This window comes from Kangiella koreensis DSM 16069 (genome assembly GCF_000024085.1).
In the GTDB taxonomy this organism is placed as follows: Bacteria; Pseudomonadota; Gammaproteobacteria; order Enterobacterales; family Kangiellaceae; genus Kangiella; species Kangiella koreensis.
Genome location: NC_013166.1, coordinates 1,440,486 through 1,467,112, shown reverse-complemented (window position 1 = coordinate 1,467,112; position 26,627 = coordinate 1,440,486). Strand labels below are relative to the sequence as shown.

Sequence of the window (26,627 nt, the reverse complement as noted above, 5' to 3'; positions counted from 1 at the left end):
AGTTTCTTACCCTAAACCGTGGCATACACTGCTCAAGCAGGTATAATAGCGCCAATTTTTCAACGATCTGTAACCGACATGCTTGTATCTATCGAACACCAACTAAGCCAATTATTTGCTGACGCATTTGAAAGCCTTGAACTGCCGCGAGAGCTGGGTAATGTTCAGCGCTCGAATCGCCCTGATCTGGGCCATTATCAATGTAACGGTGCAATGGCCGCTGCAAAGTTAGGTGCAGGTAATCCGTTTGTGACGGCTGAAAAAGTGGTTGCAGCCTTATCGGACAATTCTCTGATTGAAAAGCTAGACGTTGTTCGTCCGGGCTTTATTAACGTCTTCGTTAATGCTGAGTCATTAGCACAAACACTCGAGTCATACGGTTCTGATGAAACCTTCGGCAGTTATGAAGATAAGTCTGACTGCAAGGTAATGATCGACTTTGGTGGCCCAAACGTTGCTAAGTCGATGCACGTAGGACATTTGCGTACCGCAATTATTGGCGACTCATTACAGCGTATTTTCCGCTTTAAAGGCTATCAGGTCGTCTCCGATGCGCATTTAGGCGATTGGGGCACGCAAATGGGCATGTTGATCGAAGGCCTGAAAAAGCGTCAAACTGATCTGGTTTATTTTGATGCTGATTTTAGTGGCCCATACCCTGAAGAATCTCCGGTTACTATTCAAGATTTAGAAGAAATTTATCCGCAAGAGTCTGGTTTATGTAAATCAGATGAAGCTGTAGCTGAAAAAGCACGTCAGGCAACGCTTGAACTTCAAAATGGTCGAGCTGGCTATCGTGCTTTATGGAAACATTTCGTCGATGTCTCTGTGGCAACGCTTAAGCGTGACTATGGCGAGCTGGGTGTGAGCTTTGATTTATGGAAAGGTGAAAGTGATGCTGATCCATTTATTGCCAAAGTCATTCAACAACTCGAAGACAAAGGTTTAGCCGTTCGTGATCAGGGTGCATTAATTGTGCCGTTTAAAGATGATCAAGATGAAGCCATTATGCCGCCGCTGATTTTGCGTAAATCTGATGGCGCAGTGATGTATGGTACAACCGACTTAGCAACTTTGTATGAGCGTGTGTACAACGATCATGCCAACTTGGTTTTATACGTTGTCGACGGTCGTCAACAACAGCATTTCAAGCAAGTATTTGCTGCCGCAGATTTAATGGGCATGAATGCGAATACGGCTTACGAGCATACTTATTTTGGAACGGTTAATGGCAAGGATGGAAAGCCATTTAAGACTCGTTCCGGTGGCGTAATGAAGCTACATGATCTGATTCAAATGGCTAAAGAAGAAGCGCGCAAAAAATTAGCGGCCAGTAACTTCGGTACAGAGTTTGATGAAGATGAAAAAGAAGAAATTGCCCATAAAGTAGCGATTTCTACTTTGAAGTTTGCGGACTTAAGAAACTTCCGTATTAAAGATTATATTTTCGATTTAGAAAAATTCAGCGAGTTCGAAGGTAAAACAGGCCCTTATCTTTTAATGCAGGTTGCGCGTATTAAATCTATTCTACGCAAAGCAGAAGAGGCGGGTGCTAAGCCTGGTGAACTGATGCCAACCAGCGAAAACGAATACGACTTAACCTTTGGTTTGCTTGATTTTCCTGTGGCGCTTGATAAGACCGTTGATAAGCGTGCGCCGCATTATTTATGTGAACACCTATATAATTTAGCGCAGCAGTTCAGCTCCTTCTATCAGAAGCAGCATATTATGAATGAACCCGACAAAGCACGTCAGGCCAGTTTATTACGTTTAAGTCAGATTTGCTTGGCTCAACTTGAGATGGGGTTAAATCTACTAGGCATCGAAACGCTAGAGCGTATGTAGCGATAATCGTTCGGGTCTAAGTCTTGATGGAGTTTAAACCTCGAACTCTTCACGCTGTTATACAGTGCCACTTTGATTAATCATAAAGCTTCGTTAATATGGCTCCATATGGAGCCATTTTTTTTGGAGTGTTATGAACGAATCATTATTAAAATCTCGTGCCTTTATTAATGGACAATGGGTTAAAACCGACAAACGATTTCGTGTTGATGACCCTTTTGCGCAAGAGCTGATTGTCGAAGTATCTGATTGCGGCGAAAAAGAAGCTCACGAAGCCATTAATGCCGCACACCAAGCCTTCAAATCATGGAGCAAAACTCCCGCTCAAGAACGCTCTGATAAACTCCTCACCTGGTATCAACTGATTGTTGAGCATCTTGATGACCTTGCTGAGATACTAACTACTGAGCAGGGTAAGCCACTTCAAGAAGCCAAAGGCGAAATTCAGTACGGTGCCAATTATATTAAGTGGTTTGCTGAAGAGGCGCTTCGTATTAATGGCGATATCATTCCTTCCCCTGATGGCAACAAACAGATCCATGCCATAAAGCAACCGGTTGGCGTTGTCGGTATTATCACTCCCTGGAATTTCCCCCAAGCTATGATCGCACGCAAAGTGGCACCTGCTTTGGCTGCCGGTTGTACTGTGGTCATCAAGCCGGCGGCTGAAACACCGTTATCGGCGCTTGCTATGGCAGAGTTAGCACAACAGGCGGGAATTCCTGACGGTGTTATTAATCTAGTTCCTACCAGTGAAGCCAGCGTGATTGGTGAAGCCTTAACTTCAAGTTTTAACGTGCGTAAAATTTCTTTTACTGGCTCGACCAAAGTCGGCAAGATTCTCATGAGTCAGGCTGCGCAAAATGTTCAGCGCGTGACTATGGAGCTTGGTGGTAATGCGCCATTTATTGTGTTCGATGATGCCGATATTGATGCTGCAGTTGATGGCATAATGGCCAGTAAGTTTAGAAACTCAGGACAAACCTGCGTCTGTGCAAACCGAATCTTTATTCATGAGAACATTTATCAAGAAGTGATCGATAAGCTGGTTAAGAAAGTTGAAGCGCTTAAAACTGGTTCAGGTCTTGAGCGGGATGTTTCGATCACGCCATTAATTAATCAAGCGGGCATTGATAAAGTGAAACGTCTGGTCAAATCTGCACAAGATGATGGCGCAAAAGTTATCGTCGGTGGCGAGGTGTCTGAAAAACATAATCAGATTTTCGAGCCAACAATTATGACGAATGTAAACTTTGATATGGATATCGCCTGCGAAGAAATATTTGGCCCAGTGTTGTCATTTATTGCATTCAGCAATGAAGCGTCTGTGGTTGAGCAGGCCAATGCCACCAAAGCTGGTTTGGCGGCTTATGTTTACACCGATGACAGGCATCGCATTAAGCGACTAAGCGAACAAATTGAATCTGGAATGATAGGCTTTAATGAAGGCATTATTTCCAATCATATGGCGCCATTTGGAGGAGTGAAAGAATCCGGAATGGGGCGTGAAGGCTCAAAATATGGTATTAGTGATTATTTGGATATCAAGTATTTGTGCATAAAATAACCAAAAATGGGTTAAGAGTACTAGCTAACTCATTGAAAATGTAGTACAAAGAAGGTGCGAGCCTGGTTAAAAGGTTTAGGTTCGTACCTTATTATTCCAAGAAAAGGAGTCAGCTATGAATTTTCAAGAAGTTGAATCCGTAAAACAATCTCTAGAATTGGGCAGTCATAGGCTGATCGATTTCCTACCGTATTTATACCAAGACTTTTCGGAGTTAGGCAGTAACACTGGCTATATGATGCAGCTAATTGATGAGCTGCAAAAAGACGAGCTCGGCAAAAGAGTATTAGATTTATGTTGTGGTAAAGGCGTAACCTTGATTAGCCTTGCTAAACATTACGGCTGGCACGGTATTGGTGTCGATGTTGTAGAAGATTTTATTCAGCAAGCTAAAATTGATGCAATAAGCCAGCGGGTAAAGAGCCAGGCGGAATTTGTTCGTCAGAATATGGCTGATTTTTTAAAACAGAACACCGAACTATTCGATGTAATCGTTTTTCCAGCCTGTACCGATGTTTTAGGCGATAGGGTTGAAAGTCTAGATATCCTGTCCAAACATATTAATGATGACGGTTTTATATTGGTTGAAAGTGACTATAAAAGTCATTCTTTCAATATTGGCAGTGGTGTAGAGCTTACCAAAAATATGGATGATGTGATTGCAGAGTCCAAGCTCCAATCAACTCGGAAAATAATTTGGGAGCAGAAAATCCTGATTGATATTTATCGTCGTGATACTCAACGATTAACCACTAGAGTTAATGAGCTGAAAGTAAAACAACCCGAAATAAAGCGAGAGCTCGAACAGTTTATCGAACAACGTAATGAGCATTTGCAACATTACATGGATAACGAAGTCGCACGCGCTAGTTGGTTGCTCTCAAAGCAGGCCTTCTAAAGGCTTGGGTGCTGACTGGCTTAAAAATCAGTTTCAAACCTAAACTCGTATCACTTCACCTTGCTTAGCAATGGTGACTTCACTATCGACATTCTGCGTTATGAAATCATGGAACTCTTCGATAGTTGTTTTTGCTCCATGTATCAACACTAGCCTAGGTGAATTTTCGAATTTCTGATACCACTTGAGTAAATCTTTCTGTCCCGCATGAGCAGAGAAGCCACCAATAGTGTGGACGCTTGCCGCAACCTTGACTGTTTCTCCCCATAACTTGATGTAAGGCGCACCTTCAACAATACGATTGCCCAATGTGCCTTCTGGCTGGAAGCCTGCAACTATCAGAGTGCACTCGGGGCGCCACAGATTGTGCTTGAGGTGTTGCTTGATTCGACCACCATTCATCATGCCACTACCAGCAATGATAATGGCGCCTTTTCTTACACTGTTCAATTCAATAGATTGCTCGGTATCTGGTGTGAATTTTAAATTCGGTAGTTTCTGGTGAAGCGTTTCACCTGACCACAGGTGTTGGCTTTCTTCTTTATACAGTTGCCAGTATTTCCCATAAGTGTTGGTTACCCTAATAGCCATGGGAGAGTCTAAGTAAATATCCCACTCGTTCAGGTGCCATTCCTTATAATATTTTGCAAAATAATAGAGCAAAACTTGAGTTCTACCTACCGCAAAAGAGGGGATCAGAACGTTGCCACCTTCGTGCCGTGCTTTTTCAAGTGCTTCTTTAAGTTCAACGACAGATTGTTCCCAGCTTTGATGATTCCGATTACCATAGGTTGATTCCATGAGAACTAGATCGGCCTTGCCAAAAATATTCGAATCGCGCTGGATCGGTGAACCTGGATTACCGATATCGCCACTTAAAATAATACGCTTGGTATGACTATTCTCTTTAACTAATAATTCAACGTGGGCGGAGCCTAGAATGTGTCCCGCATTGTGCAAGATCATGGTTATGTCTTCTGTGATCTCAACAGATTGGTTATAAGGGTGTAAATTTAACAGCGATAAAACTGGTGGTACATCATCCTGAGTATAAAGCGCATCGACTAGCTTTAAGCCTTTGCGATCACGTTTCTTGTTCGCCCATTCGGCTTCTTTCTCCTGTAAATAAGCACTATCCATGAGCAAAATATCGAGCAAATCAGCGTTTGCTTGATGCGTGTGTATCGGTCCCTGGTACCCCTGACTGACCAGAACTGGTAATCGGCCACTATGATCGATGTGGGCGTGAGTTAAAATAACGGCATCAATTTCACGCAAAGAAAAAGGAAAAGGGGAGCGATTTCTTTCCTCCCGCTTTGGCGCACCCTGAATAAGGCCGCAATCAACAATAATATTACTGTGTTCAGTAGTAATCTGTATGCAGGAACCGGTTACTTCTTCCGCTGCGCCATGGACTTTAATTTTCATGGTTGGTTTCCTTAATAGTTTTATCAATTGATTCTAACGCCTGCATATAATATTTGCAGGACTTATAGAGCGATTTGTTAAGATTTAACAATGTAGAAATGATATCGACTGAAATATTATGACTAATTTGTGAGGTCAATAAATTCGCTTCACTTGTTTTAAATTCATGGAAGAGTTGCTCGTACCAGTTCTTGTTGAAATCTTCAAAGCTGAGATCAACTTTCTGATCAAATAGGTTTCTAGAGTCTTCATAAAATGCTTTAGACTGGTTGAAAATAGGGAAAGTTGACTTGTCATGATATGACTCTGCTAAATCAGGTTGCTCTAAATCAAACAGTAAGTCTTTCAACAGTTTTGCTGAATAAATACCATGCCTGATAGCCGTCAGTAGGTTATACAATGACTGTGTTTGTTCCTGGGTTAATGGGCGTTCTGACAATTGACGAGAAAGTTTAATGAATAACCCTTCCATCTTTTTTAGTTCAGAGTAGTGCTCTGGGGTTACTACGTCGGTTGACAGACACTTCTGATTAAACTGGCTTACTCTATTGATAAATGAAATGGTTTCTGAGCGAAATCTCTCGATTGCAACCGGAGGCATATCAGTTGGAATTAATGAAAGTCTTGTTTCAACTGGACTCAACTTATCTTCAAACTTGGTTGATAAGAACTGAACAAATCGATTGATGAATGGGTAGAAAAGGATAATCCCAATAAGTTTTAACAAGCTATGGAAAGTAACGATACTTATCAGCAGGTCGTGGATCTTAAGGAATTTGAAAATAGCTTCTATAAAGGGAAGTAACATAAAGAAGCCAATAATCGCTATGGCAAAATTAAAGAGCAGGTGAGCAAGAGCAAGTTGTTTTTTTATCTTAGCGCCTTTAACACTGCCTAGAATCGCAGTACTGGTTGTGCCAATATCAGCACCAATCACAACCGCTATAGAGCTTTGCAGGTCAAGTAGGCCAGCATTAGCAGCACCCAGTGTCATCATCATAACAGCCGAACTTGATTGAACCAGTGCTGCTAAAATAAGGCCTATTAAAACAAAAAGTAAGGTTGACTGACTTTGAATTTCAGTAATATCGAAATTCTGACTTAATCCAATGGTTCCAGTTTTTATAATATCGAAACTGAATAAAATTAACCCTATGCTTATAAAGAGTGAATACAGAGCAATCTGATTGGTTCTCTTTGCCAGGAATACCCGACCAAGCGCAGCAATACCAATCAAATAGATAGCAAATTCTCCGAGATTGAATTTGAATCCAAGGAATGTGACCAGCCAGCCTGTTGCGGTTGTACCTAAATTTGCACCAAAAATAACCCCAACAGCCTGCTTTAAATTAAGTAGCTTAGAGCTTGCTAAGGCGAGCACGATTAAAGTTACCAGTGAACTACTTTGGACTACGGTGGTACAGGCTGCACCGACTAAAATGGCTGAAAAAGTGCTTTTAGTCCAGGAGGAGAGGTAGTGATTAAGTTTACCAGAGGCTAATTTAGAAAGGCTGGACTCAATCAGTGACATCCCCCATAGGAAGATACCAACGCCCGCTAAAAAGTTCAGCCAATCTAAATTCATTAACTGTGTCCTAAACTATTACTTCACCAGCTTAAAGCTTTCGGCGATGCTATCTGAAACATCGACGGCATTACTGACGTGAGGAATCGTGTTGCAACTTACAATCTGGCTTATGTGTGAATGAGCCAGCTTTCCGTAAGCGTTTTCATTAAATATGGCATGCGTTGCGACGCAAACTATATTGTTAACGCCAGAGTCTTCAAGGTGTTTCGTAATTTCGAGAATGGTATGTCCGGTTGACACTATATCGTCAACGATTACTACTGTTTTATCCTTGAACTCCTCTAACCCTTTAACAGTGATTTCTACATCCTTATCACCATGACGTACTTTGTTAGCAACTAAAAATGGAACATGAATTTCGCCGGCGATTGCTTCAACCCATTGACGGCTTTCGCTGTCAGGACCGACTATAACAGGCTCGCTCACATGAGTTTTAATCCATTGCGCAATTGGACTGGTGGTATGAGCAAGATAAGTGCGAATAGGATAAAATTGATCCAGACTGAAGAAGCGGTGCAAATGTGGGTCAACAGTAATCAATGCATCGAGGTTTTCTGAAAGAATCTCTGCAAAATGGCGCGCAAGAATCGATTCCCCTTCATGGAACACTGCATCTTGGCGCATATAGGGAAGATAGGGTGCAATGAGCACAATCTTCTTTGGCGACTGCTCCTTAATCATCCGAAGCACAAATAGCAACGGTAATACTTTACTGTTCGGATGCGATAAATCGGCTAATACTACTACTGTCTGATCCTTACAGGGACTAAGTAACTGAACGTTGCTCTCTCCATCGGGGAAATAATGCATAGTCAGCTTACCCATTGTGGCACCGATTTTCTCACATACAGGGGCTGATAAATTCAAGTTTTGTGAGAGGTCAAAAAATAGCGTGCTCATAATTCTTCCTCGATGATAATCATTTCTTTGTGTGTGTTATAAAATTCTAGCGCATATTCCAGCTCACCGGGTGCCTCAGAATGAATGGCCAGTAATGTCGAGCCCTCGGTTATAAAGTCGCCAACTTTGGCTTCCATATAGACTCCGGATGCATGATCTGCCGGTGCCCCTGCAAGCTTCGCAAGACGACCCAGTAGCCGATTGTTAATACGTCGAATATAACCGGTTTTATATGCATTTACATTCATCTTGCAACAGCCAACAGGTGGCTCTGTAAAGCCTCCTTGAGCTTCACAGATTTGCGTAAACTTATCCCAGGCCTCACCTGACTCTATAACGCGCTGCGCTTCCTTTAGTCCTTCGCCCGGTTTAACCACTTCAGCATGTTCCAGCAACTCTCCGGCAAGAAGTACCGAACGTTCTTTTAAGTCTTGCGGGGCGGAGTTTAAATTCTTCAATACACCAATAACATCCCATGCTTCTAGCGCTGGACCAATACCGTAACCTACAGGTTGTGAGCCGTCGGTTAACACCACTTTAACTTTTAAGCCCATCTCATCGCCAGTGGCTTTTAACTGTTTGGCAAGTGCCTGAGCACTCTCTTTGCTGCGCAGCTTTGCAGTTGGACCGACAGGAATATCAATCAGTACATACTTTGATCCGGCAGCAATTTTTTTCGATAAAATAGAAGCAATAAGTTGTCCTTCAAAATCTATATCCAATGCTTTTTCAACACTGATCAAAATATCATCAGCAGGACTTAAACTTACTGAACCGCCCCAGGCAAGACAGCCGTTATGTTGCTCAACAACTTGTTTCAATTGTTCAAAAGTTAAATCAACTTTCGTCATGGTCTCCATGACATCCGCAGTACCAGCTGGTGAAGTGATCGCGCGCGAAGACGTTTTAGGAATCGTCAAACCTTTTGCCGCCAGAATAGATACTACGATAGGAGAGGTGCGATTTCCCGGCAAACCTCCTACACAATGTTTATCAACGATTTTATCTCCCGGCCAGGTCAGAGTTTCGCCAGCGTCAACCATTGCCTCAGTTAAATAGAGAATTTCCTCGTGGCTCATATTGTTATTAGCGCAGGCAGTAATGAATGCCGCTAAATGCACATCCATGTAATGACCCTCAACGATATCGCGCATGATTTCCTGTAACTGATGCTTGTTCAATTCATGACCAAAAGCTTTAGCACGAATATAGGCAAGCGAGTCAACTTGAGGGGCATGAGAAAGTTTTATTCGTTGACCCTCGGTAATGTTTAAGCGCTTCCAAGCAGTTTCAGAAAGACCTGCAAATCCGGGTTTAATGAGATCGCTATAGACGATTAATAAGGTTGCAATTATAGTTTTATTATTGACTTCAACTTTCACTCGAGACATGCTTTCAAAGCCTTCTGAGCGGGCAACAGGAGAGTCAGAACGCAAGAAAATTAATGGTTCGTGACGTGAGTTGATCCCTAGCCGCAAAGCCACAGGAAGTATTGATTCAGTTTTATCCATACCAGTTTGTTCTCAATTGTTATAACTTAAACTCTGCAATGACTGGCTTATGATCGCTAGCCACTTTGGATAATTTTTTTCGGCATAAGAAAACATTTTTAAGTTTTAAATCACCCTGATAAAAAATGCGATCAAGCCCGCCGCGAGGCGAAAAAGAAGGGTAGGTTTTAAGTGCGGACACTTTATTTTTATAACGTCTATCTGTAGCGCATAGAAAACCCGCTTCTTCGGTCAAAGGCTTACGCAACAAAGAACGCCAGTCATTAAAATCACCAATAATTAATTTATTACTGTCTTCGTTCAGTTTGTTATATTCAGACGAATGAAGCAGCTTTTGAATTTGCTTATCACGCTCTTTAGCGGACAGCCCTAAATGCAGATTAAAAACCTCAAGGTGAACCTCTTTAGAAGGACTTGAAGGAATATCAATAGTGGTATGCTGACAGCCACGCCGTTTTTTATTATCAATCGTTAGATCTATATTGCGTTCTCGAACAATCGGATAACGACTCAAGGTAGCATTACCATAATGGCCTTTTTTCAAGCTGACATTTTTTCCTAAAACGTAGTAGGGGAAATCAAGTGCTTCAGCCAGCTCTTTCGCTAAATTCAATTCGCGAGAGCGGGGCACTCCATCATCCACTTCCTGCAAAGCGATAATGTCCGCATCGTAGCTCTCTAGAATCTCAACAATACGCTCAGGACGAAACCTGCGGTCAACGCCAATCGCGCGATGAATGTTGTAGGTAATGACCTTAAGTTTCATCCTGAGGCTTCCAGCTTAGGGATAAGATTAATCTGTAAGATCGCTGGATTTGAATCCTTGTTTTAAATCCTTGTAGGCTTCTTGTAACTGATGTCCCAATAAAGTAAAACCCTTGCCTACATCCTCAGAAGCCTTCTGAGCACCCTTACCAATAGTCTTAGCTTTGGCTTCAAAACGCTCCCAGTCATGCTCAGTTTTATTCCACTTATCTCTAAGCTCAGCCTTAGCAAGATGTGCCTGCACTTTCAGTTCGTCACGTTGAGTTTTAAGCTTCTCATACAGTTTTTTGGCTTCAGATTTCAATTCTTCTTCATTCATGATGCAAACTCCTTTATTTCCATAAGTTAAGGGTTTTAAACACATACTAGGTATATCATATTAAAAGTTTAACTGCTTGATTTTTGTCAAGGAATGGAGAGGAAATTCAGGTATTTGATCGGGGCGGGAGGGAGCTTATAGCAGGTTAACAAGAGCTAAGAGCAGATCCTGAATTACCTAAAGGTATTCCCTTTGGTCACAGTTTAGGTGACATGGGATCTGGTGTGGTGCTAATTAAGGGGGCTTTACGGTAAAGTTAAGTCTGCACCTACGAAATTAATAAGATTTACTTAAAACAGGAACTCCTAACCAGAGGATTGTCATCCTGAACTTGATTCAGGATCTGCTCTTAAAGATCTTTATTCAAAAGGGCAAGCAAAAGGACCTGTCTACGGCAAGAATGGACATATTTATGAATAAAGCTGGGACAACTCATGAGTTGTCCCCAAGGTAATAATCTAACCCTTAAACCAGTGCTTGGTTCTATTGGCAAAAGCGACCAGCGATAACATCACTGGAACTTCAACTAAAACACCAACTACGGTTGCCAGGGCAGCACCGGAATGCAAACCAAATAATGAAATGGCTACAGCAACAGCCAGCTCAAAGAAATTTGAGGTGCCAATCATGCATGCTGGAGCAGCCACATTATGCGGTAACTTCATAAATTTAGCTGCCGCATAAGCGATGATGAAAATACCGTAAGTCTGTATCAGTAATGGTATCGCAATTAAACCAATGTCCAGAGGCTTTTCGAGAATTTTTTCGGCCTGAAATGCGAACAGTAAAATAATCGTTAGCAACAGACCTAATATTGACCATGGTTTTGACTTGGCAAGAAAGGCGTTAAGGCGATGATGATCATCTTTTTTGTCTAAAGCATTGCGTGTAATAGCGCCAGCGATCAGTGGTAACAGTACATACAGAACAACTGACAATAATAAGGTTTCCCATGGCACGGTAATATCGGTTATGCCCAGTAAAAAGGCCGCTAAAGGCGCAAAGGCAAAAACCATGATGACGTCATTGATGGAGACTTGTACTAAAGTGTAATTAGCATCTCCTTTGGTTAAGTGACTCCACACAAACACCATCGCGGTACAGGGCGCAACACCCAACAAAATCATACCTGCGATATACTCATTGGCGGTTTGTGGATCAACTAAGTCAGCAAAAAAGAATTTAAAGAACAGGACACCAAGTGCCGCCATGGTGAAAGGCTTAATCAACCAGTTGATAACCAGGGTTAAAACCAAACCCTTAGGCTTTTTACCGACATCTTTAATCGACTTAAAATCAACTTGAACCATCATCGGGAAAATCATCAACCAGATGAGTACTGCCACCAATAAATTGACGTGGGCATATTCCAGTTTAGCGATGTAGCTAAACACGTCAGGCAATACATTACCTAACACCACACCAACGACAATACATAAGGCTACCCATAGCGATAAAAATCGTTCAAAAACACCCATTAAAATAACTCCCCAAGTTGTTGCAGTTCAGTTTTAAGTTGGTCAGCATCCATCTGCTCAAAATCTTTCTCCAGAAGCGCAGCAATGCGTTTTTCGATGACGTTGATCACATGCGCAAAAGCTTTGGCTTCATCATCTTCGGAGCTATGACCTTTTGATGGATCGGGCAATCCCCAGTGCACTTTCAGGGTTTTCCCCATCCACACCGGACAGGACTCGCCAGCAGCACTGTCACACACAGTAATCACCACATCCGGTTCAAAATCGCTCAACTCATCCCAGCTCTGGCTGGTTAATCCGTCAGTGCTGTAGCCATGTTTGGCCAGGTATTTCAAGGTAAGAGGGTGGACAACACCGCGCGGGGCGCTTCCGGCGCTGGCTGTCTCAAGTCGACCTTCGCCCACAGTTCGAGCAATGACTTCCCCAAGCACGCTTCGACAGGCGTTATGGGTACAAATAAAGAGTAGTTTCATGGCCATAACCTTATAGAAATAGATTCAAGATGGTTAGATAACTTATTAATAATCATAGGGAATCAGCAGCAAGATGAGCGCTCAGGACGATTAGACATTTTCTGTAGCCGCTTGATGTTGTTATTAATAAAGGCTTCATTGCTTTGAGCAGTTTCAGCTAAGATTTTTCCAATCCAGGAGGGCTGTTCGGAATTCAAACGGTAATAAACCCACTTGCTATCACGTCGATCCAATAGCAGGCCACATTGACGCAATTGGGCCAGATGGCGCGAAATCTTCGGCTGGCTTTCATCAAGAGCTTCCATCAGCTCGCAGACGCAAAGCTCAGATTCTCGCTGGATCAATAACAAGCAACGCAAACGCGTTTCATCAGCTAGACATTTAAATAACTCAACGGGCTTCATTAAGAACACCTCAGAGATGAATATATATGGCTGGCATATATATATGAAAAATCATATATGTCAAATGAATAGATTTATTATGATGAGCATTAAGGGAGGTCGGAAGTATTCAACCTGGAGGGAATGCATCGATTCCTTCGTATTCCTGTAACTGTGACGCTCTTTATCGAGTTACTGTGGTTCTATATTAATCATCAAATGCTTCGATTATTGGGCATGGGCCTGTTTTGCTGCCGCGACATTCTGTCGCAAGTTTCTGCAAAGCGTTTCTTGCCTGTTGCAGTTCGGCAATTTTCTTATCGAGTTCACTGACCCTTGACGTTGCGAGCTCGTACGCTTTATGTCGGTCGTTACTTGAGTCGAGTACGATTAACTCTTTTATCTCCGCCAGCGTGAATCCTGCGGCTTTAGCTTTTAATATAAATTTAAGTTGTCTGATGTCTCGATCATCATAACGACGAATTCCGCCTTCTTGTTTGGGAATCCTGAGCAGACCTTTACGCTGATAAAACCTGATGGTTTCAACTCCAACTCCGCCTGCCTTTGCAAATTTGCCAATTGGTAACATGTGTCTTGACTCCGTACTATAGTACTGTCTTTATACTATCACCATGTCTAAACACGTACTAGGATAACTTATGACTCCTAAGCAAGAAAAGAAAGCTGTACTGTATCGAATGGTAACGGATAAACAGGTGTGCCCATACGAACTCCTAACTGATGGGTTATATATAAATGCTAACCCATCCTATAAATCCTTCAAGACTCAAAGTCAGAAAATCCCCAGAAGCTTATGGTTATTTCTTTCAACAATCAGTGCTAAAGTAATGTCTATTAATTCAGTCAAAAGTTTGGCTAAAGGTTAAGCTGCATGAGTAATAATTCTTCCAACCACAAAACCGTAGAGCTGACCATTGAAGGTGCTGGTTGCGCCAGTTGTGTCGGTAAAATTGAAGGTGCTTTGAAAAACGTATCCGGCGTTGAAAGTGCTGAAATGAATTTTGCTGATCGCACAGTAATGATTAAGGGCTCAGCTTCAACCGACAGCATGCTTCAAGCGGTCGATAATGCTGGCTATAAAGCATCAGTTATCGAAAACGAATCTGAAAGTGATGCTCTGGAAGAAAAAGAGCAGGCTAGTAAAGCATATTACAAGCGCCTCATGACGCAGATGTGGATTGCGTTATTAGTCGGTGTACCACTTATGGCCTATGGCTTGCTTGGCGGTGCTATGACTGTGCACACCACAAACGAGCGAATCGTCTGGTCAATCGTCGGACTAATCACGCTCGCCATCATGTACTTTTCCGGTAAGCACTTCTATACCGGTGCCTGGAAATCCTTTAAGAATCACTCCGCCAACATGGACACCCTGATTGCGCTCGGTACTGGTACTGCCTGGGTCTATTCGATGGTTGTGGTTTTCTTCCCAGACTCAATACCCGAAATGGCGCGCCACGTTTATTTCGAAGCCACAGCCATGATTATCGGCCTTATCAACTTAGGTCTTGCGCTGGAAGTTCGAGCCCGTGGCAGAACTTCAGAAGCGATTAAACGTTTAATTGGTTTGCAGGCTAAAACAGCCCGAGTGATTCGCGATGGCGATGAACTAGACATTCCGATTGAAGATGTGCAGAAAGATGATTTAGTGCGGGTTCGTCCCGGTGAAAAAATTCCAGTGGATGGCGTTGTTACTGAAGGCAAGTCGAGCATAGACGAATCGATGCTGACTGGTGAACCAATGCCGGTGGAAAAAGGAGAGGGCGATGATGTCTCTGCCGGAACTATCAATAAAAGTGGCTCGATTATTTTCAAAGCCACTCGCGTCGGCAAAGACACTGCACTGGCGCAAATTATCAAGATGGTTAAACAAGCGCAAAATTCCAAGCCGCCGATTGGTCGTTTAGCTGATGTTATCGCCGCTTACTTTGTGCCGACCGTCATGATAATTGCGGTTATCAGTGCGCTGGTCTGGCTCAATCTGGGCGCACAAAATGGACTGGCTTTCGCTGTCGTTTCCGCGACCACAGTTTTAATTATTGCCTGTCCCTGTGCATTAGGGTTGGCAACGCCGATGTCGGTGATGGTTGGTGTTGGTAAGGCCGCCGAAGCTGGCGTACTGATTCGTAATGGCGAATCGCTGCAGACCGCTTCAAAAATCACCGCTATGGTGCTCGATAAAACTGGCACCATTACCGAAGGTTCGCCTAAAGTCACCGACATAGTGTCATTCAATGATTTGTCTGATGATGAGAACTTGAAGCTGGCGGCAAGCCTCGAAACCGGCTCAGAACATCCGCTCGCTCAGTCGATTGTCGAATCTGCGAAAGAAAAAGATATCGAACTTAGTAAAAGCTCCGATTTTAATGCTATAGCTGGTCATGGAGTCGAAGGCAATGTCGACGGCAAACATCTTTATTTTGGTAATGAAAAGTTGATGCGCGATCAAGGTATCGACATTGACCATGCAGTTGATAAAGCCCAGGAGTTAGCCGGTGAAGCTAAAACTCCGATGTACTTCGCGATTGATAAAAAACTCGCTGCCATTATTGCCGTTGCTGATCCGATTAAGGATGACTCTATCGAAGCCATTAAGCGTTTACAGAAATCTGGTATCCGCGTTGTCATGCTAACGGGCGATAACAAAGCTACCGCAAAAGCTGTGGCCAACAAAGTCGGCATTGAAGAGTTTTTTGCTGAAGTTTTACCGGAAGACAAAGTCAATAAAGTGAAGGAATTGCAGCAAGAGGGTGAGTTAGTCGGTATGACTGGCGATGGCATTAACGATGCGCCAGCGCTGGCTCAAGCTGATGTTGGTTTTGCCATCGGTACCGGAACTGACGTCGCCATTGAAAGCGCGGATATTACTTTAATGCGTGGCTCATTGCATGGCCTTGCAGACGCAGTTGCCACCAGTAAAGCAACGCTGCGCAATATCAAACAAAACCTGTTTGGTGCATTCATCTATAACGTTGCGGGCATACCTATTGCTGCAGGTTTGTTGTATCCATTCTTCGGTATTTTATTAAGCCCTGTCATAGCAGGCGCAGCCATGGCATTTTCCTCGGTAACCGTGGTCACTAACGCTAACCGTTTGCGTTTCTTTAAACCGAAAGAACATTAAGCCAAAAGGAAAAACAATGAATTTACTTATCATTAATATTGCTGGCTTAGCCGTTATTGCCCTGATCATCTACTGGTTCTGGATCTATAAACCCAAAGACGTGCAGGCAAAAGACCAGGACACTATCACCATCATGGTCGAAGATGGCGTCTATCAACCATCGCGTATCAGTGTGCCAGCTGATACTGAAATTAGCCTTGAATTTAAACGCAAAGATGAAACACCCTGCGCAGAAATGGTCATCTTCCCTGAGCTCTACATTAGTGAAAGTCTGCCTATCAATAAAGCCAAAATCATCAAGCTAAAAAAGCTCGAAAAGGGTAACTACCAATTCCACTGCCAGATGCAGATGTATAAAGGCGAGTTGCATGTGGAGTGAGTTAGATTCCGGCTCGTAGGCCGGAATGACAAGATGGTAGTGATTGAGCAAGACTCCGAACTGATCGTCCTTACTCTACAAAAAAAAGGGCAGACACACAGGTCTGCCCCTACCAAAAAAGCTTTAATCAGCTCATTTTCCTTTGTAGTTTAATTTATAAGCTGCTCTTAGCCCCATAAATAAACTGACGCACATCAGCAATAATACAATAGTGAAGGGCAGGCCAACTGTTATCGCTGCTGCTTGCAGTGCATCTAACGCTTTATCACCACCAGCAAATAATAGTACGGCTGCGATAACACCTTCCATAACAGCCCAGAAGACCCTTTGTGTTACAGGAGCATCTACTTTGCCGCCAGCGGTAATGCTATCAATAACTAATGAGCCAGAGTCTGATGAGGTAATAAAAAATACTAATACAAGTACAATAGCTATAATTGACGTTACCGATGCGAGCGGCAAGTTTTCAAGCATTTGAAATAAAGCCAATGACTCATCAGCGATCCCATCGGCAAGCTTTCCTACTTCATTTTTGACCTGTTCGATACCTGTTCGGCCAAAGGTAGTCATCCATACCGCACTTAATAGAGTAGGGATGACTAAAACCGCTGCGATAAACTGTCTTACTGTTCGTCCTTTCGATACTCGAGCAATAAACATCCCCACAAATGGAGACCATGAAATCCACCAGGCCCAGTAGAATATCGTCCAACCTTCATAGAAGCTTTTATCTTCACGACCAATCCAGTTACTAAGAGGAATCACATTTTTTGCATAAGACACTAATGTTTCACCAACTCCACCTAGAATCATTACCGTAGAGCCCGAGATAATGACAAAAAGCATCAATAACGCAGCTAATGACATGTTGATATTACTTAAGACCTTAACGCCGCCCTCAAGACCTCTTACAACAGAAAAAATGGCGACTACGGTCACACCGAAAATAATCGCAAGCTGAGTGGTAATATTATTAGGAATATCATTGTAAAGGTAATGCAAACCACCTGCAGCCTGCTGAGCGCCAAAGCCTAGAGAAGTAGCCAGACCAAAAATTGTCGCCAGTACTGCGACTGTGTCAATAATGTTACCGGTTGTTCCCCATACACGCTCCCCAAACAACGGGTAAAAACTCGAGCGTATGGTTAGCGGTAGGTTGCAGTTATAGGCAAAGAAAGCCAATGATAGTGCGACAACGGCATATATTCCCCACGGGTGTAAGCCCCAGTGGAACATGGTTGCGCCCATTGCCATTTCTTGTGAACCTGTAGGAACATTAAAAGGAGTTTTGGCAGGCACACTAGTGAAATAACCAACGGGCTCGGCAACACTCCAGAACATCAGGCCAATTCCCATGCCTGCTGCGAACAGCATGGCAAACCAGGAAAGAAGACTAAAGTCGGGTTTTGCTTCTCTGCCGCCAATCCGGATTCTTCCATAAGGCGAAAACAATAAGAATAAGCAGAATAAAACGAAAATGTTGCCGCTAATCATAAATAGCCAGTCGAAGTTACCAGTCGACCATGCCTTAGCTGCTTTATAAGCATCTTCTGATTTTTCCGGAAACAATAAGGTCAGTATGACAAAAAATACGATTAAGAACGTTGAGGTGAAAAATACAGGGTTGTGTAAGTCCATACCGAGAACTTCAACATTGTTTTCGCCTAACTCATGATCTGTATCGTATTTTTTGTGAAGTGGGTTAACTGATGATTTTGGCTCTTTTACAGAGTCGCTCATGAATCCCCCTATGGATAAGCATTAAAAGTAATAACCGATGTTAATATTTAATCGTGAATGCCATTTTTCAGGCCCATCAAAGACTCCAATCCCTGGCCCGCCAGCAAACCACATATTCTTACCGGCTATCCAGTCAATATAGGTGTAAAGACCATCTTTAATTAAGGTGCAGCCTGTGACGTTTTGAATCGAGTCAGTCAGCCCAGGCTTGTTACTGGTCGCGGTGTAAGTGAAGTCGTTATAGCAAACAACCTTGTCAACGAACTGATTGCCGACAGTGAATGTTTTCGCGAGATTAAAGCTGGTGACGTTAGCTTCTGTAGCTATTTCGAATGGAAAATCAAAAGCAGACATAGCAATCCGGTGATCAGTATTTTGCAATCCAGGAGCTGTGTCGAAGTCATAATAAATATGCTGTAGCTGCAAATTCCAGCTATCAAAGTGACCATCAAAATGCACTGCGGCAGCTACGTGGTTGCCGGTGTCATTCGTCGTCCGATTACGAATTTTACCCGCTTGCAAAGACCCGCCAATAACATGGGGTCCTAATTGATATTGCGCTCTAAAGTTAGCCTGGCCATCCTCTTTATTATCGCGAGTGTCGGTGCTGGCAACATCAAAAGAGTAACGCCCATAGCGAGCAGAGTTGTCATATTCACTATTAAAGAAGTAGGCGCTATCAAATGTCCAATCGCCCGATGTGTGAGTCCACTTGATTCCTGAATCGTAATCATCTTCGAAGCCCAGATAATAAGTGCCACCGAACCAGAAACCGTGAGATGCATAAGGACTAATACCGAAAGGTACCTGCGAGACGCCCACTGCTAATCGATTGGAATCATCGAAATGATAACCAACTTCGGCATGGTGAATGGCGTTAAAACTTTGGTAAAAACGGAATTGAGAATCGACGAACCAGTTGCCCTTGGTGATATCAACGTCAACAGCAAATAGCTCAAAATCAAACTGGCCATCACTATCATCATCGTAATCTTTCCAGCCGTAGTTGAGCCTGATAGCACCGCCTAACTTTACATCGACTTCTTCGTCATCCGCACTTGCTTCACCAGGCGATACCAGAAGTACACCGAGAAATAAAACTAAGCCCCCAGACAGAGTTTTTGACATATTCTTCCCTTAGTTAAGCTGTGCCTAATAACCACTATACCCACGTGATTTGATAAATCAAACGCACCCAATCCTTCGCACGCATAGAGCAGTCTGGACTAATACTATCAATAAAACTAATTACGGCTCATACAATAAATATTGAAAAACATTGATTTAAATCTATGTCGATCCACAAAAGCTCACTATAATTGCGGCACTTTTCATTTGCGCAGATGAAGTAAATACCGTGAAAACATCAGCCTTATTAGTAATAATTATTAGTTTATTCCTTCCTTTTCAAGTGCTTGCGTCAGAAAACTCATCTGGAGCTTTATTAGATTTAACCCACCATTGGGTTGGTTTTGTGGCCATCGGCATCTTTGTCCTGGCTTATTCTCTGGTCATATTTGAAGAAAAAATCCACTTAAGAAAATCTAAGCCAATTCTACTTGCCGCGGGTTTGATCTGGCTGGTGATTGGAATTGTTTATCACCAGCATGGTTTGTCACAACTAGCCGAAGAGGCTGTTCGCCACAACTTCCTTGAGTACGCTGAACTGTTCTTCTTCCTGTTAGTCGCTATGACCTACATCAACGCCATGATTGAGCGAGATGTCTTTGATGCTCTTAGAGATTGGCTGGTTAATAAAGGTTTTAGCTATAAACAGTTGTTCTGGATGACCGGTATTCTTGCCTTCTTCATCTCACCAATTGCGGATAACCTGACCACAGCATTGATCATGTGTTCTGTGGTGTTAGCGGTCGGTAATGGCCATGCTAAATTTATCGGCGTCAGCTGTATTAATATCGTTATAGCAGCCAATGCCGGCGGTGCATTTAGCCCTTTCGGTGACATCACAACACTGATGGTTTGGCAAAAAGGCATGGTTGAATTCTCTGAGTTCTTCGCATTATTCATTCCTTCAGTAGTCAACTTCCTGGTACCGGCATTGATCATGCAATTCGCTATTATGAAGGGAAAACCTAAAGCAATCGAAGAGGGCAGTCATGCGCAGATAAAGCAGGGCGGTTTAGTTATAGTCGGCCTCTTCCTGGTCACCATCATCACAGCCATTTCATTCCACAACTTCCTACACTTGCCACCGGCAATCGGCATGATGCTTGGTCTTGGCTTCCTGAAATTCTATGGCTTTTTCTTACGCAAAGGGCACAAAAAAGACACCGAAGAAAACCCAACCAGCGTATCGACAAAAAAACCTTACGATATTTTCGACCGCATCGCGCAAGCAGAATGGGACACCTTATTCTTCTTCTACGGCGTTATCCTCGCTGTAGGCGGTTTAGGATTCTTAGGCTACCTTGGCATGGCATCAAGCTACATGTATGGCGAACTCGGCGCAACACCAGCCAACGTCCTAGTCGGCATCCTGTCATCCATCGTGGATAATATCCCAGTCATGTTCGCAGTGCTCACCATGAATCCTGAAATGTCACACGCCCAATGGCTACTGGTCACATTAACTGCAGGCGTCGGCGGCAGCTTACTGTCTGTCGGTTCAGCAGCAGGTATCGCACTCATGGGCCAGGCACGCGGCCACTACACCTTCATGACACACCTCAAATGGACACCCGTCATCGCACTCGGCTACGCGGCCAGTATCTGGGTGCACTTGCTGATTAATGGAGGGTGATTGATTCTAATTAGAATTGCCTGCACGATCTATTTTTGTAGTTATTGTTTTACGCACCACAAATAGCACAGTTAGCATCTTTGGTGACTTTGATCTTTCTAAAGTCACCATTGAGTGCATCGTAAATAAGCAATCGGCCATCGGCGACTTGACCTGCAGCAGTGATTATTTTGAGCGCTTCTGTAGCTTGCAGAGTTCCAATAGTACCCACGACCGGTGACAGTACCCCTTGGTCAAAGCAGTTTTCATCAAGCTGAATATCTGGCTGATAAAGGCACTGATAGCAAGGTGATTGGTCGGTATAATTGAAAACGGCCAGCTGTCCTTCAAAGCGAATTGCTGCGCCGGACACCAGTGGTTTTTGATGTTTAACAGCAGCACGATTGATCGCAAAACGTGTTTTGAAATTATCACAGCAATCAATCACCGCATCGACCTTACTGAGCAAATCATCCAGCTCCTGGTCTCCCAGTTTCTGCTTGATACTGGTTACTTGAATCCAGGGATTTAAAGCCTTCAGAGTGGACTGAGCAGAATCAACTTTATTCTGACCAATACTATTGAGGTTATGAATAATTTGTCGCTGTAGATTGGAGCGCTCAACTTGATCATGATCCGCAATATAGAGATGTCCCACACCTGCCGCGGCCAAGTACATTGCTACTGGCGCACCAAGTCCACCCATGCCAACCACAAGCACCTTTGATTGCTTGATTTTTTCCTGACCGGCTTCATCAATCTGCGGCAAAATAATGTGGCGACTATAGTGAATGAGTTCTTGTTCGGTAAGCATGGCTGCATCTTGTATGTTGCAAGTGATGAAAGTATCGCATAAATATTCCTGCAACCCAATCACCTAACTTCCTATTGAATGCTAAATGAATTTGAGGGTTTGTAAAGGTGGATTTATTGATCTTTATCAAGTTCGGCAGAATGACTTTCTTCTATGATGTAACAAATTTTAATAGGTAATTTCTCATGAATTCTCACAATAAACAGCCGAAACCCTTTATTCCTTTGAACATTTCTGTGCTGACCGTCAGTGACACTCGCACTGAAGAAACCGATACATCTGGTAAGACTTTGATAAAGGGGTTAACTGATGCAGGACATCAATTAGCCGGTAAAAATATTGTAAAGGATGATATATATCAATTGCGTGCTGTTGTATCACAATGGATAGCGGATGAAAAAGTACAGGTCATATTGATCACAGGCGGCACAGGGTTTACCGCACGAGATAATACGCCACAAGCAATTAGTCCATTATTGGACAAAATTGTTGATGGTTTTGGAGAGTTATTCAGACACATATCTTATGGTGATATTGGAACATCAACTGTCCAGTCTCGAGCATTGGCAGGTTTAGCCAATCGGACACTAATTGTTTGCATGCCAGGCTCTCCTAATGCCTGTCGAACAGCCTGGTATCAGATTTTAGAAGAGCAACTTGATAACAGCCATCGCCCCTGCAATTTTGTTGAACATCTGGAAATTCAGCAAGCCGATGAAACAGGGCGCTTGCAGGTGTGCGAGACACGTTTATGAGTTGTTGTGATGCTCCCGGTCTGATGCCGGTTAAACAGGCAATTGAAACCTTGCTTGAAAGCGTTAAGCCAGTACAAGAGCACGAAACGGTAAACTTATATGAAGCAATGGGGCGAGTTTTAGCCAAAGAACAATTGTCACGTATTAATGTCCCTGGTTTTGATAATAGTGCGATGGATGGTTATGCGATTCATACTGATTCTTTAAAATCTGGTCAGCCATTACGAGTTAGCCAAAGAATTATTGCCGGCGATCCAGCTGATAAACCCTTAGAAGCAGAAACCTGCGCGCGGATTTTTACCGGTGCACCTGTACCGCCACAATGCAACGCTGTGATTATGCAGGAGCAATGTGAAGTATCTGAAACTGACGCTGGCATTTGGGTGTCTTTTCCTGAGTCGGTCAGTGATCAGCAAAATATTCGCCCAAAGGGGCAGGATATTGCAGCTGATTCAGTCATTATTAAGGCTGGCAAACCATTACGAGCGCAAGAACTGGGTCTGTTGGCTTCGGTTGGCATTCAGCAAGTTCCTGTGTATCGCAAACTAATAGTCGCTGTGATCTCCACCGGTAATGAATTAGTTGAACCTGGCAATCCGATTGAAGATGGACAAATTTATAACTCCAATCACTTTACTCTAATTGGCTTATTACAGTCACTTGGCTGCACTATTTATGATTGCGGCACCATTGAAGATAATGAGGCTAAAATACAGCAAGCACTTAGCGATGCTGCCGAGAACGCTGATTGTATTATTACCAGTGGTGGAGTTTCAGTGGGCGAAGAGGATTATGTCAAAACCAGTGTTGAACAACTTGGGCGTCTGGAGCTGTGGAAAATTGCCATAAAGCCAGGCAAGCCATTTGCATTTGGTTATGTTAAAAACACCCCCTTTATAGGTCTGCCCGGTAACCCTTCTGCAGTGTTTGTAACCTTTAATGTGATTGCCAAGCCATACCTTAAAGTCTTTCAGGGATGCGGTGAACTGCACCCGAATAATCTGACTGCTAAGGCTTCATTCTCGATCAGTAAAGAAGCTCCCCGTGAGCAATACCTGTATGTTAGGACCGTCGAGAAAGAAGGGCAGATTTGGTTGGATAAATTTCCGAATCAAAGCTCTGGAGTATTATCATCAAGCAGCTGGAGTAATGGCTTTGCTCGTATTCCTATTAATACCAGTGTGAGCATAGGGGATTCAATCGAGTTCATTCCTTTCGATTAGCACTTCACTGAATGATTGAAAAAAAAAGCGCTTTATCATGAAGCGCTTTTTTGTGAGCATGTGATTGCACTAAAATAATTTATTCTCAACCGCAAACAATGCCGCTTCAATACGAGATTTAAGGTTGATTTTTTTTAGTAGGTGTTTGACATGCACTTTAACCGTACTCTCTGCAATTTCTAATTTTCGGGCAATAACCTTGTTGCTATCACCTTGCGAAATGTAGCGTAAAATTTGTGTTTCCCGATTGGTAAGTGCCTCAAGGAACTCTTCTTTTTCAGCTTTAGGGCGAAATGACTTGGCCAGAATCTGGGTGAGTGGGGCGCTTATCACAAGCTCACCCTGCATGGATTTATTAATATATTGAATCAGTTCTTCAGGTTCGGAATCTTTCAGGACATAGCCATCAACGCCAGCCTTGAGGGCCTGTAGAACATCGGCTTCGGCGTCGGATACTGTAAACATAATAACTTTTGCTTTAACGCCCGTCTGTTTGATGGCTTTTAAAGTTTCAACACCATTCAATCCTTTCATATTAAGATCAAGCATGATTAGATCGGGATCTAACTCAAGCGCACGCTTGACGGCGTCTTCACCATTGTTCGCTTCAGCAACTACTTCCAGGTTATCCTCTAACTCGATCAGTTGCACCACGCCTTTGCGAAGCAGAGGGTGATCATCAACTAACATGATAGAAATATTGTTCTGTTTCATCGTATCCCTTCTATGGTGTTTGTTTGTGGCTCTAAAGTCATCTCAACGATGGTGCCTTGGGGGGGAGCTTTGCGGATATCAATATTGGCATTCAAGGACGCAGCGCGTTCGTTCATGATGGATAGACCATAGTGGGTGCCTTCGGGCATTTCATCGGGGATGCCAATACCATTATCAATAACTTCGACATGTACCTTTCCACCTTGGATGGATAATTTCACCCAGGCTTTACTCGCCTGCGAATGCCGCTGGACGTTGGATAATGCTTCGCGGATTATCTGCAGTGCATGAATTTGTTGATTGGAAGTTAAGGTTTGATTCGTTATCGAGTAATCAAGCTCTACCTCATAACCACACTTAGTACTAAATTCAGCAACGGTACCTTTGAGTGCACTTTCTAAAGAGGGCTCTTCAATTTGCAGACGGAAAGTTGTTAGCAATTCTCTTAATTGTCTATAAGCATTATTCAAACCATCTTTCAAATCACCAATTGTATTTTCGATCGTGTTTCGCTCAAGATTTTTATCCAGCTGTCTGCTGAGCAATGACGTTTGAAGCTTTAAAAAGGACAGTGATTGTGCGAGAGAGTCATGCAGCTCTCTTGCAATGACAGCACGCTCCTCCATTAAAAGCAGTAGGTTTTCTTGCGCTCTTTTCTGATCAAGACTTATAGCAACAGCTATATTATCCGCAATAGCCTGCAGCAAGTTATGAACCCATTGCTCTGGCTTTCCTTTATTTGAGAAATACTGCAGGGAGCCATAATCTTTATCTTGCTTATGGATGTGGAAAGAGTGCCTGATATTGTTTGATATTTTACATTGGCTACAATGAATCTGGTCACAATTTTTAGGCAGTTCGTGTTGACTGATAGGAATTCTCTGATGACTATTTTGCACTTTTTGATCAAGGCACAATATGACCTGTCCATCGCCTATCGTTTGCTCAACTTGAGCCAGTAAATTTTCAAAGTCACGCCTGCTGTTAGCTCGAACTAGGTTATGAGAGGTTTGGTAAAGCAATTCCAGTGACTTGTTGCTTCGCTCCAGCTTAGTTGTTTTTTCTTGTACTTTTTCCTCGAGGTGGTTATGAATAATTTGTAATCGCGTAGACATTTCATTAAAGGTAGTTCCTAGCAGACCAATTTCGTCATTAGAAATGTCGCTGACTCTTACATTAAAGTTTCCTTTGGAAGCCTCTTTCGCTGCTGCAACCAGGTTATTCATGGGTTGAACAATGCTTCGATTAATACGGTAAAGCGCTATAAAGGCAGTTAAAAGTGTCAAGAAGAGGGCGCTGCCTTGAATCATTCTAAGGACACGTATCTTTTTCTCAGACTCACTTTGCAGAATAGATACCAGCCGATCGATAGTACCGACAAATTGATCGATCAAACTGTAATCAGTTTCAAATCTGGCAGGATTGGTGTTCACCTGTGTTTTAATCTCAAACCACTGCTGCTCCAAGACTTTATGAATATCAACAATTTTTTGGTTTCCACTATTTGCAATTAAACCATGGCTTAGCAAGATGCTGAGCCTTCGTTCAAACTCACGGATCTCATCGGTTGCCGTAGTTGCATTCAAGATGTCTAAATTATTTTGCTCAGCGGTGAGTGCCCTGGATAAGCGAATAGACTGCATTCGTAGTGAACCTGCAACGTTAATCTGAGCAGCGTCACCATCAAGACTCTCCGAGACAAACATAGAAGTAATTAAGCTGGCCAATGCCAGGGCGACAATAATAGCCATTACCAATCCCGCTCTAGTCACTAAAGAGGTGTAATTGACTTTGCTGTCTTTAACGGACTTTTTGAGCAATGTTTAAACCTATTGTTGGGTAGTACTACCAAAGAACCTGAGAGTCTAAATTATCCTACCTTACACGAGTACGAAAAGAGCTTTTTCATACTTATCAACAGGTTAGCTAGAACTGTTGCATACCACTTTGGTGGTAGTTTTT

23 protein-coding genes are annotated in these 26,627 nt (G+C 43.0%); 8 read left to right on the top strand and 15 right to left on the bottom strand.

The genetic code is table 11. The features are described from left to right. Positions 1–78: 78 nt before the first annotated feature. From argS to KKOR_RS06825, 3 genes are all read left to right on the top strand, one after another. Positions 79–1,845 (top strand): arginine--tRNA ligase, encoded by a 1,767-nt coding sequence (gene argS, locus KKOR_RS06835; protein ID WP_012801297.1) that lies wholly within the window; start codon positions 79–81, stop codon positions 1,843–1,845. A 133-nt stretch (positions 1,846–1,978) separates the two neighbouring features. Beyond that, positions 1,979–3,412, top strand: coding sequence for an NAD-dependent succinate-semialdehyde dehydrogenase (locus tag KKOR_RS06830; protein WP_012801296.1), 1,434 nt, complete (start codon positions 1,979–1,981; stop codon positions 3,410–3,412). Between the two features lie 115 nt (positions 3,413–3,527). Continuing rightward, entirely contained in the window at positions 3,528–4,310 is a 783-nt protein-coding gene (locus tag KKOR_RS06825; protein ID WP_012801295.1) for a class I SAM-dependent methyltransferase, read from the top strand. Positions 4,311–4,349: 39 nt separating this feature from the next. Here KKOR_RS06825 and KKOR_RS06820 read toward each other — a convergent pair whose 3' ends face one another. The 10 genes from KKOR_RS06820 to KKOR_RS06775 all read right to left on the bottom strand — a co-directional run bounded on the left by KKOR_RS06820 (position 4,350) and on the right by KKOR_RS06775 (position 13,744). Continuing rightward, a complete protein-coding gene (locus KKOR_RS06820) occupies positions 4,350–5,738 on the bottom strand; it encodes an MBL fold metallo-hydrolase RNA specificity domain-containing protein (RefSeq protein WP_012801294.1) in 1,389 nt (462 codons plus the stop codon). Continuing rightward, positions 5,728–7,323: a Na/Pi cotransporter family protein gene (locus KKOR_RS06815; protein WP_012801293.1), complete on the bottom strand. Its 1,596-nt coding sequence runs from the start codon at positions 7,321–7,323 to the stop codon at positions 5,728–5,730. Before KKOR_RS06815 ends, KKOR_RS06820 begins: the two co-directional genes overlap by 11 nt. An 18-nt stretch (positions 7,324–7,341) precedes the next feature. Continuing rightward, complete coding sequence (locus KKOR_RS06810) at positions 7,342–8,226, bottom strand: ribose-phosphate diphosphokinase (RefSeq protein WP_012801292.1); 885 nt, start codon at positions 8,224–8,226, stop codon at positions 7,342–7,344. After that, positions 8,223–9,737: a thymidine phosphorylase family protein gene (locus tag KKOR_RS06805; protein WP_012801291.1), complete on the bottom strand. Its 1,515-nt coding sequence runs from the start codon at positions 9,735–9,737 to the stop codon at positions 8,223–8,225. Before KKOR_RS06805 ends, KKOR_RS06810 begins: the two co-directional genes overlap by 4 nt. Positions 9,738–9,756: 19 nt before the next feature. Further along, entirely contained in the window at positions 9,757–10,503 is a 747-nt protein-coding gene (locus KKOR_RS06800; protein WP_012801290.1) for an endonuclease/exonuclease/phosphatase family protein, read from the bottom strand. Positions 10,504–10,530: 27 nt separating this feature from the next. Next, complete coding sequence (locus tag KKOR_RS06795) at positions 10,531–10,821, bottom strand: hypothetical protein (RefSeq protein ID WP_012801289.1); 291 nt, start codon at positions 10,819–10,821, stop codon at positions 10,531–10,533. Between the two features lie 458 nt (positions 10,822–11,279). Next, positions 11,280–12,299 carry an ACR3 family arsenite efflux transporter gene (gene arsB, locus KKOR_RS06790; RefSeq protein ID WP_012801288.1) on the bottom strand — a complete coding sequence of 340 codons (1,020 nt, stop codon included), beginning with the start codon at positions 12,297–12,299 and terminating at the stop codon, positions 11,280–11,282. Then, complete coding sequence (locus tag KKOR_RS06785; RefSeq protein ID WP_012801287.1) at positions 12,299–12,772, bottom strand: arsenate reductase ArsC; 474 nt, start codon at positions 12,770–12,772, stop codon at positions 12,299–12,301. Before KKOR_RS06785 ends, arsB begins: the two co-directional genes overlap by 1 nt. A 62-nt stretch (positions 12,773–12,834) precedes the next feature. Next, on the bottom strand, positions 12,835–13,176 hold the full coding sequence (locus KKOR_RS06780) for a metalloregulator ArsR/SmtB family transcription factor (RefSeq protein ID WP_012801286.1): 342 nt from the start codon (positions 13,174–13,176) through the stop codon (positions 12,835–12,837). A gap of 187 nt (positions 13,177–13,363) precedes the next feature. Continuing rightward, on the bottom strand, positions 13,364–13,744 hold the full coding sequence (locus KKOR_RS06775) for a MerR family transcriptional regulator (RefSeq protein WP_012801285.1): 381 nt from the start codon (positions 13,742–13,744) through the stop codon (positions 13,364–13,366). Positions 13,745–14,047: 303 nt separating this feature from the next. Here KKOR_RS06775 and KKOR_RS06765 point away from each other — a divergent pair, with 303 nt between their 5' ends. Both KKOR_RS06765 and KKOR_RS06760 read left to right on the top strand, forming a co-directional pair. Then, complete coding sequence (locus KKOR_RS06765) at positions 14,048–16,300, top strand: heavy metal translocating P-type ATPase (RefSeq protein WP_012801283.1); 2,253 nt, start codon at positions 14,048–14,050, stop codon at positions 16,298–16,300. 16 nt (positions 16,301–16,316) lie between these two features. Continuing rightward, positions 16,317–16,679, top strand: coding sequence for a cupredoxin domain-containing protein (locus KKOR_RS06760; protein ID WP_012801282.1), 363 nt, complete (start codon positions 16,317–16,319; stop codon positions 16,677–16,679). A gap of 132 nt (positions 16,680–16,811) precedes the next feature. Here KKOR_RS06760 and KKOR_RS06755 read toward each other — a convergent pair whose 3' ends face one another. Both KKOR_RS06755 and KKOR_RS06750 read right to left on the bottom strand, forming a co-directional pair. After that, positions 16,812–18,419, bottom strand: a complete 1,608-nt coding sequence (locus KKOR_RS06755) for a BCCT family transporter (RefSeq protein WP_012801280.1) — start codon at positions 18,417–18,419, stop codon at positions 16,812–16,814. A 21-nt stretch (positions 18,420–18,440) separates the two neighbouring features. Continuing rightward, positions 18,441–19,547 carry a hypothetical protein gene (locus tag KKOR_RS06750; protein WP_012801279.1) on the bottom strand — a complete coding sequence of 369 codons (1,107 nt, stop codon included), beginning with the start codon at positions 19,545–19,547 and terminating at the stop codon, positions 18,441–18,443. A gap of 229 nt (positions 19,548–19,776) precedes the next feature. Between KKOR_RS06750 and nhaD the strand changes: the two genes are divergently transcribed. Then, positions 19,777–21,180, top strand: coding sequence for a sodium:proton antiporter NhaD (gene nhaD, locus KKOR_RS06745; RefSeq protein ID WP_012801278.1), 1,404 nt, complete (start codon positions 19,777–19,779; stop codon positions 21,178–21,180). Between the two features lie 49 nt (positions 21,181–21,229). On the opposite strand, the gene KKOR_RS06740 is transcribed toward nhaD, so the two are convergent. Continuing rightward, complete coding sequence (locus tag KKOR_RS06740; protein WP_012801277.1) at positions 21,230–21,973, bottom strand: HesA/MoeB/ThiF family protein; 744 nt, start codon at positions 21,971–21,973, stop codon at positions 21,230–21,232. Between the two features lie 185 nt (positions 21,974–22,158). On the opposite strand from KKOR_RS06740, the gene moaB reads away from it, so the two are divergent. Together moaB and moeA are read left to right on the top strand one after the other, a co-directional pair. Next, positions 22,159–22,728: a molybdenum cofactor biosynthesis protein B gene (moaB, locus tag KKOR_RS06735; protein ID WP_012801276.1), complete on the top strand. Its 570-nt coding sequence runs from the start codon at positions 22,159–22,161 to the stop codon at positions 22,726–22,728. Next, complete coding sequence (moeA, locus tag KKOR_RS06730) at positions 22,725–23,951, top strand: molybdopterin molybdotransferase MoeA (RefSeq protein ID WP_012801275.1); 1,227 nt, start codon at positions 22,725–22,727, stop codon at positions 23,949–23,951. Before moaB ends, moeA begins: the two co-directional genes overlap by 4 nt. Positions 23,952–24,020: 69 nt before the next feature. On the opposite strand, the gene narL is transcribed toward moeA, so the two are convergent. Together narL and KKOR_RS06720 are read right to left on the bottom strand one after the other, a co-directional pair. Beyond that, positions 24,021–24,665: a two-component system response regulator NarL gene (gene narL / locus KKOR_RS06725; protein WP_012801274.1), complete on the bottom strand. Its 645-nt coding sequence runs from the start codon at positions 24,663–24,665 to the stop codon at positions 24,021–24,023. Continuing rightward, on the bottom strand, positions 24,662–26,416 hold the full coding sequence (locus KKOR_RS06720; RefSeq protein WP_012801273.1) for an ATP-binding protein: 1,755 nt from the start codon (positions 26,414–26,416) through the stop codon (positions 24,662–24,664). Before KKOR_RS06720 ends, narL begins: the two co-directional genes overlap by 4 nt. Positions 26,417–26,627 lie beyond the last annotated feature (211 nt).

Bases quoted from the DNA above. Each gene is read 5' to 3' on its own strand.
- argS (WP_012801297.1), top strand. From the start codon at position 79: ATGCTTGTATCTATCGAACACCAACTAAGCCAATTATTTGCTGACGCA.
- KKOR_RS06830 (WP_012801296.1), top strand. From the start codon at position 1,979: ATGAACGAATCATTATTAAAATCTCGTGCCTTTATTAATGGACAATGG.
- KKOR_RS06825 (WP_012801295.1), top strand. From the start codon at position 3,528: ATGAATTTTCAAGAAGTTGAATCCGTAAAACAATCTCTAGAATTGGGC.
- KKOR_RS06820 (WP_012801294.1), bottom strand. From the start codon at position 5,738: ATGAAAATTAAAGTCCATGGCGCAGCGGAAGAAGTAACCGGTTCCTGC.
- KKOR_RS06815 (WP_012801293.1), bottom strand. From the start codon at position 7,323: ATGAATTTAGATTGGCTGAACTTTTTAGCGGGCGTTGGTATCTTCCTA.
- KKOR_RS06810 (WP_012801292.1), bottom strand. From the start codon at position 8,226: ATGAGCACGCTATTTTTTGACCTCTCACAAAACTTGAATTTATCAGCC.
- KKOR_RS06805 (WP_012801291.1), bottom strand. From the start codon at position 9,737: ATGGATAAAACTGAATCAATACTTCCTGTGGCTTTGCGGCTAGGGATC.
- KKOR_RS06800 (WP_012801290.1), bottom strand. From the start codon at position 10,503: ATGAAACTTAAGGTCATTACCTACAACATTCATCGCGCGATTGGCGTT.
- KKOR_RS06795 (WP_012801289.1), bottom strand. From the start codon at position 10,821: ATGAATGAAGAAGAATTGAAATCTGAAGCCAAAAAACTGTATGAGAAG.
- arsB (WP_012801288.1), bottom strand. From the start codon at position 12,299: ATGGGTGTTTTTGAACGATTTTTATCGCTATGGGTAGCCTTATGTATT.
- KKOR_RS06785 (WP_012801287.1), bottom strand. From the start codon at position 12,772: ATGAAACTACTCTTTATTTGTACCCATAACGCCTGTCGAAGCGTGCTT.
- KKOR_RS06780 (WP_012801286.1), bottom strand. From the start codon at position 13,176: ATGAAGCCCGTTGAGTTATTTAAATGTCTAGCTGATGAAACGCGTTTG.
- KKOR_RS06775 (WP_012801285.1), bottom strand. From the start codon at position 13,744: ATGTTACCAATTGGCAAATTTGCAAAGGCAGGCGGAGTTGGAGTTGAA.
- KKOR_RS06765 (WP_012801283.1), top strand. From the start codon at position 14,048: ATGAGTAATAATTCTTCCAACCACAAAACCGTAGAGCTGACCATTGAA.
- KKOR_RS06760 (WP_012801282.1), top strand. From the start codon at position 16,317: ATGAATTTACTTATCATTAATATTGCTGGCTTAGCCGTTATTGCCCTG.
- KKOR_RS06755 (WP_012801280.1), bottom strand. From the start codon at position 18,419: ATGAGCGACTCTGTAAAAGAGCCAAAATCATCAGTTAACCCACTTCAC.
- KKOR_RS06750 (WP_012801279.1), bottom strand. From the start codon at position 19,547: ATGTCAAAAACTCTGTCTGGGGGCTTAGTTTTATTTCTCGGTGTACTT.
- KKOR_RS06740 (WP_012801277.1), bottom strand. From the start codon at position 21,973: ATGCTTACCGAACAAGAACTCATTCACTATAGTCGCCACATTATTTTG.
- moaB (WP_012801276.1), top strand. From the start codon at position 22,159: ATGAATTCTCACAATAAACAGCCGAAACCCTTTATTCCTTTGAACATT.
- moeA (WP_012801275.1), top strand. From the start codon at position 22,725: ATGAGTTGTTGTGATGCTCCCGGTCTGATGCCGGTTAAACAGGCAATT.
- narL (WP_012801274.1), bottom strand. From the start codon at position 24,665: ATGAAACAGAACAATATTTCTATCATGTTAGTTGATGATCACCCTCTG.
- KKOR_RS06720 (WP_012801273.1), bottom strand. From the start codon at position 26,416: ATGGCTATTATTGTCGCCCTGGCATTGGCCAGCTTAATTACTTCTATG.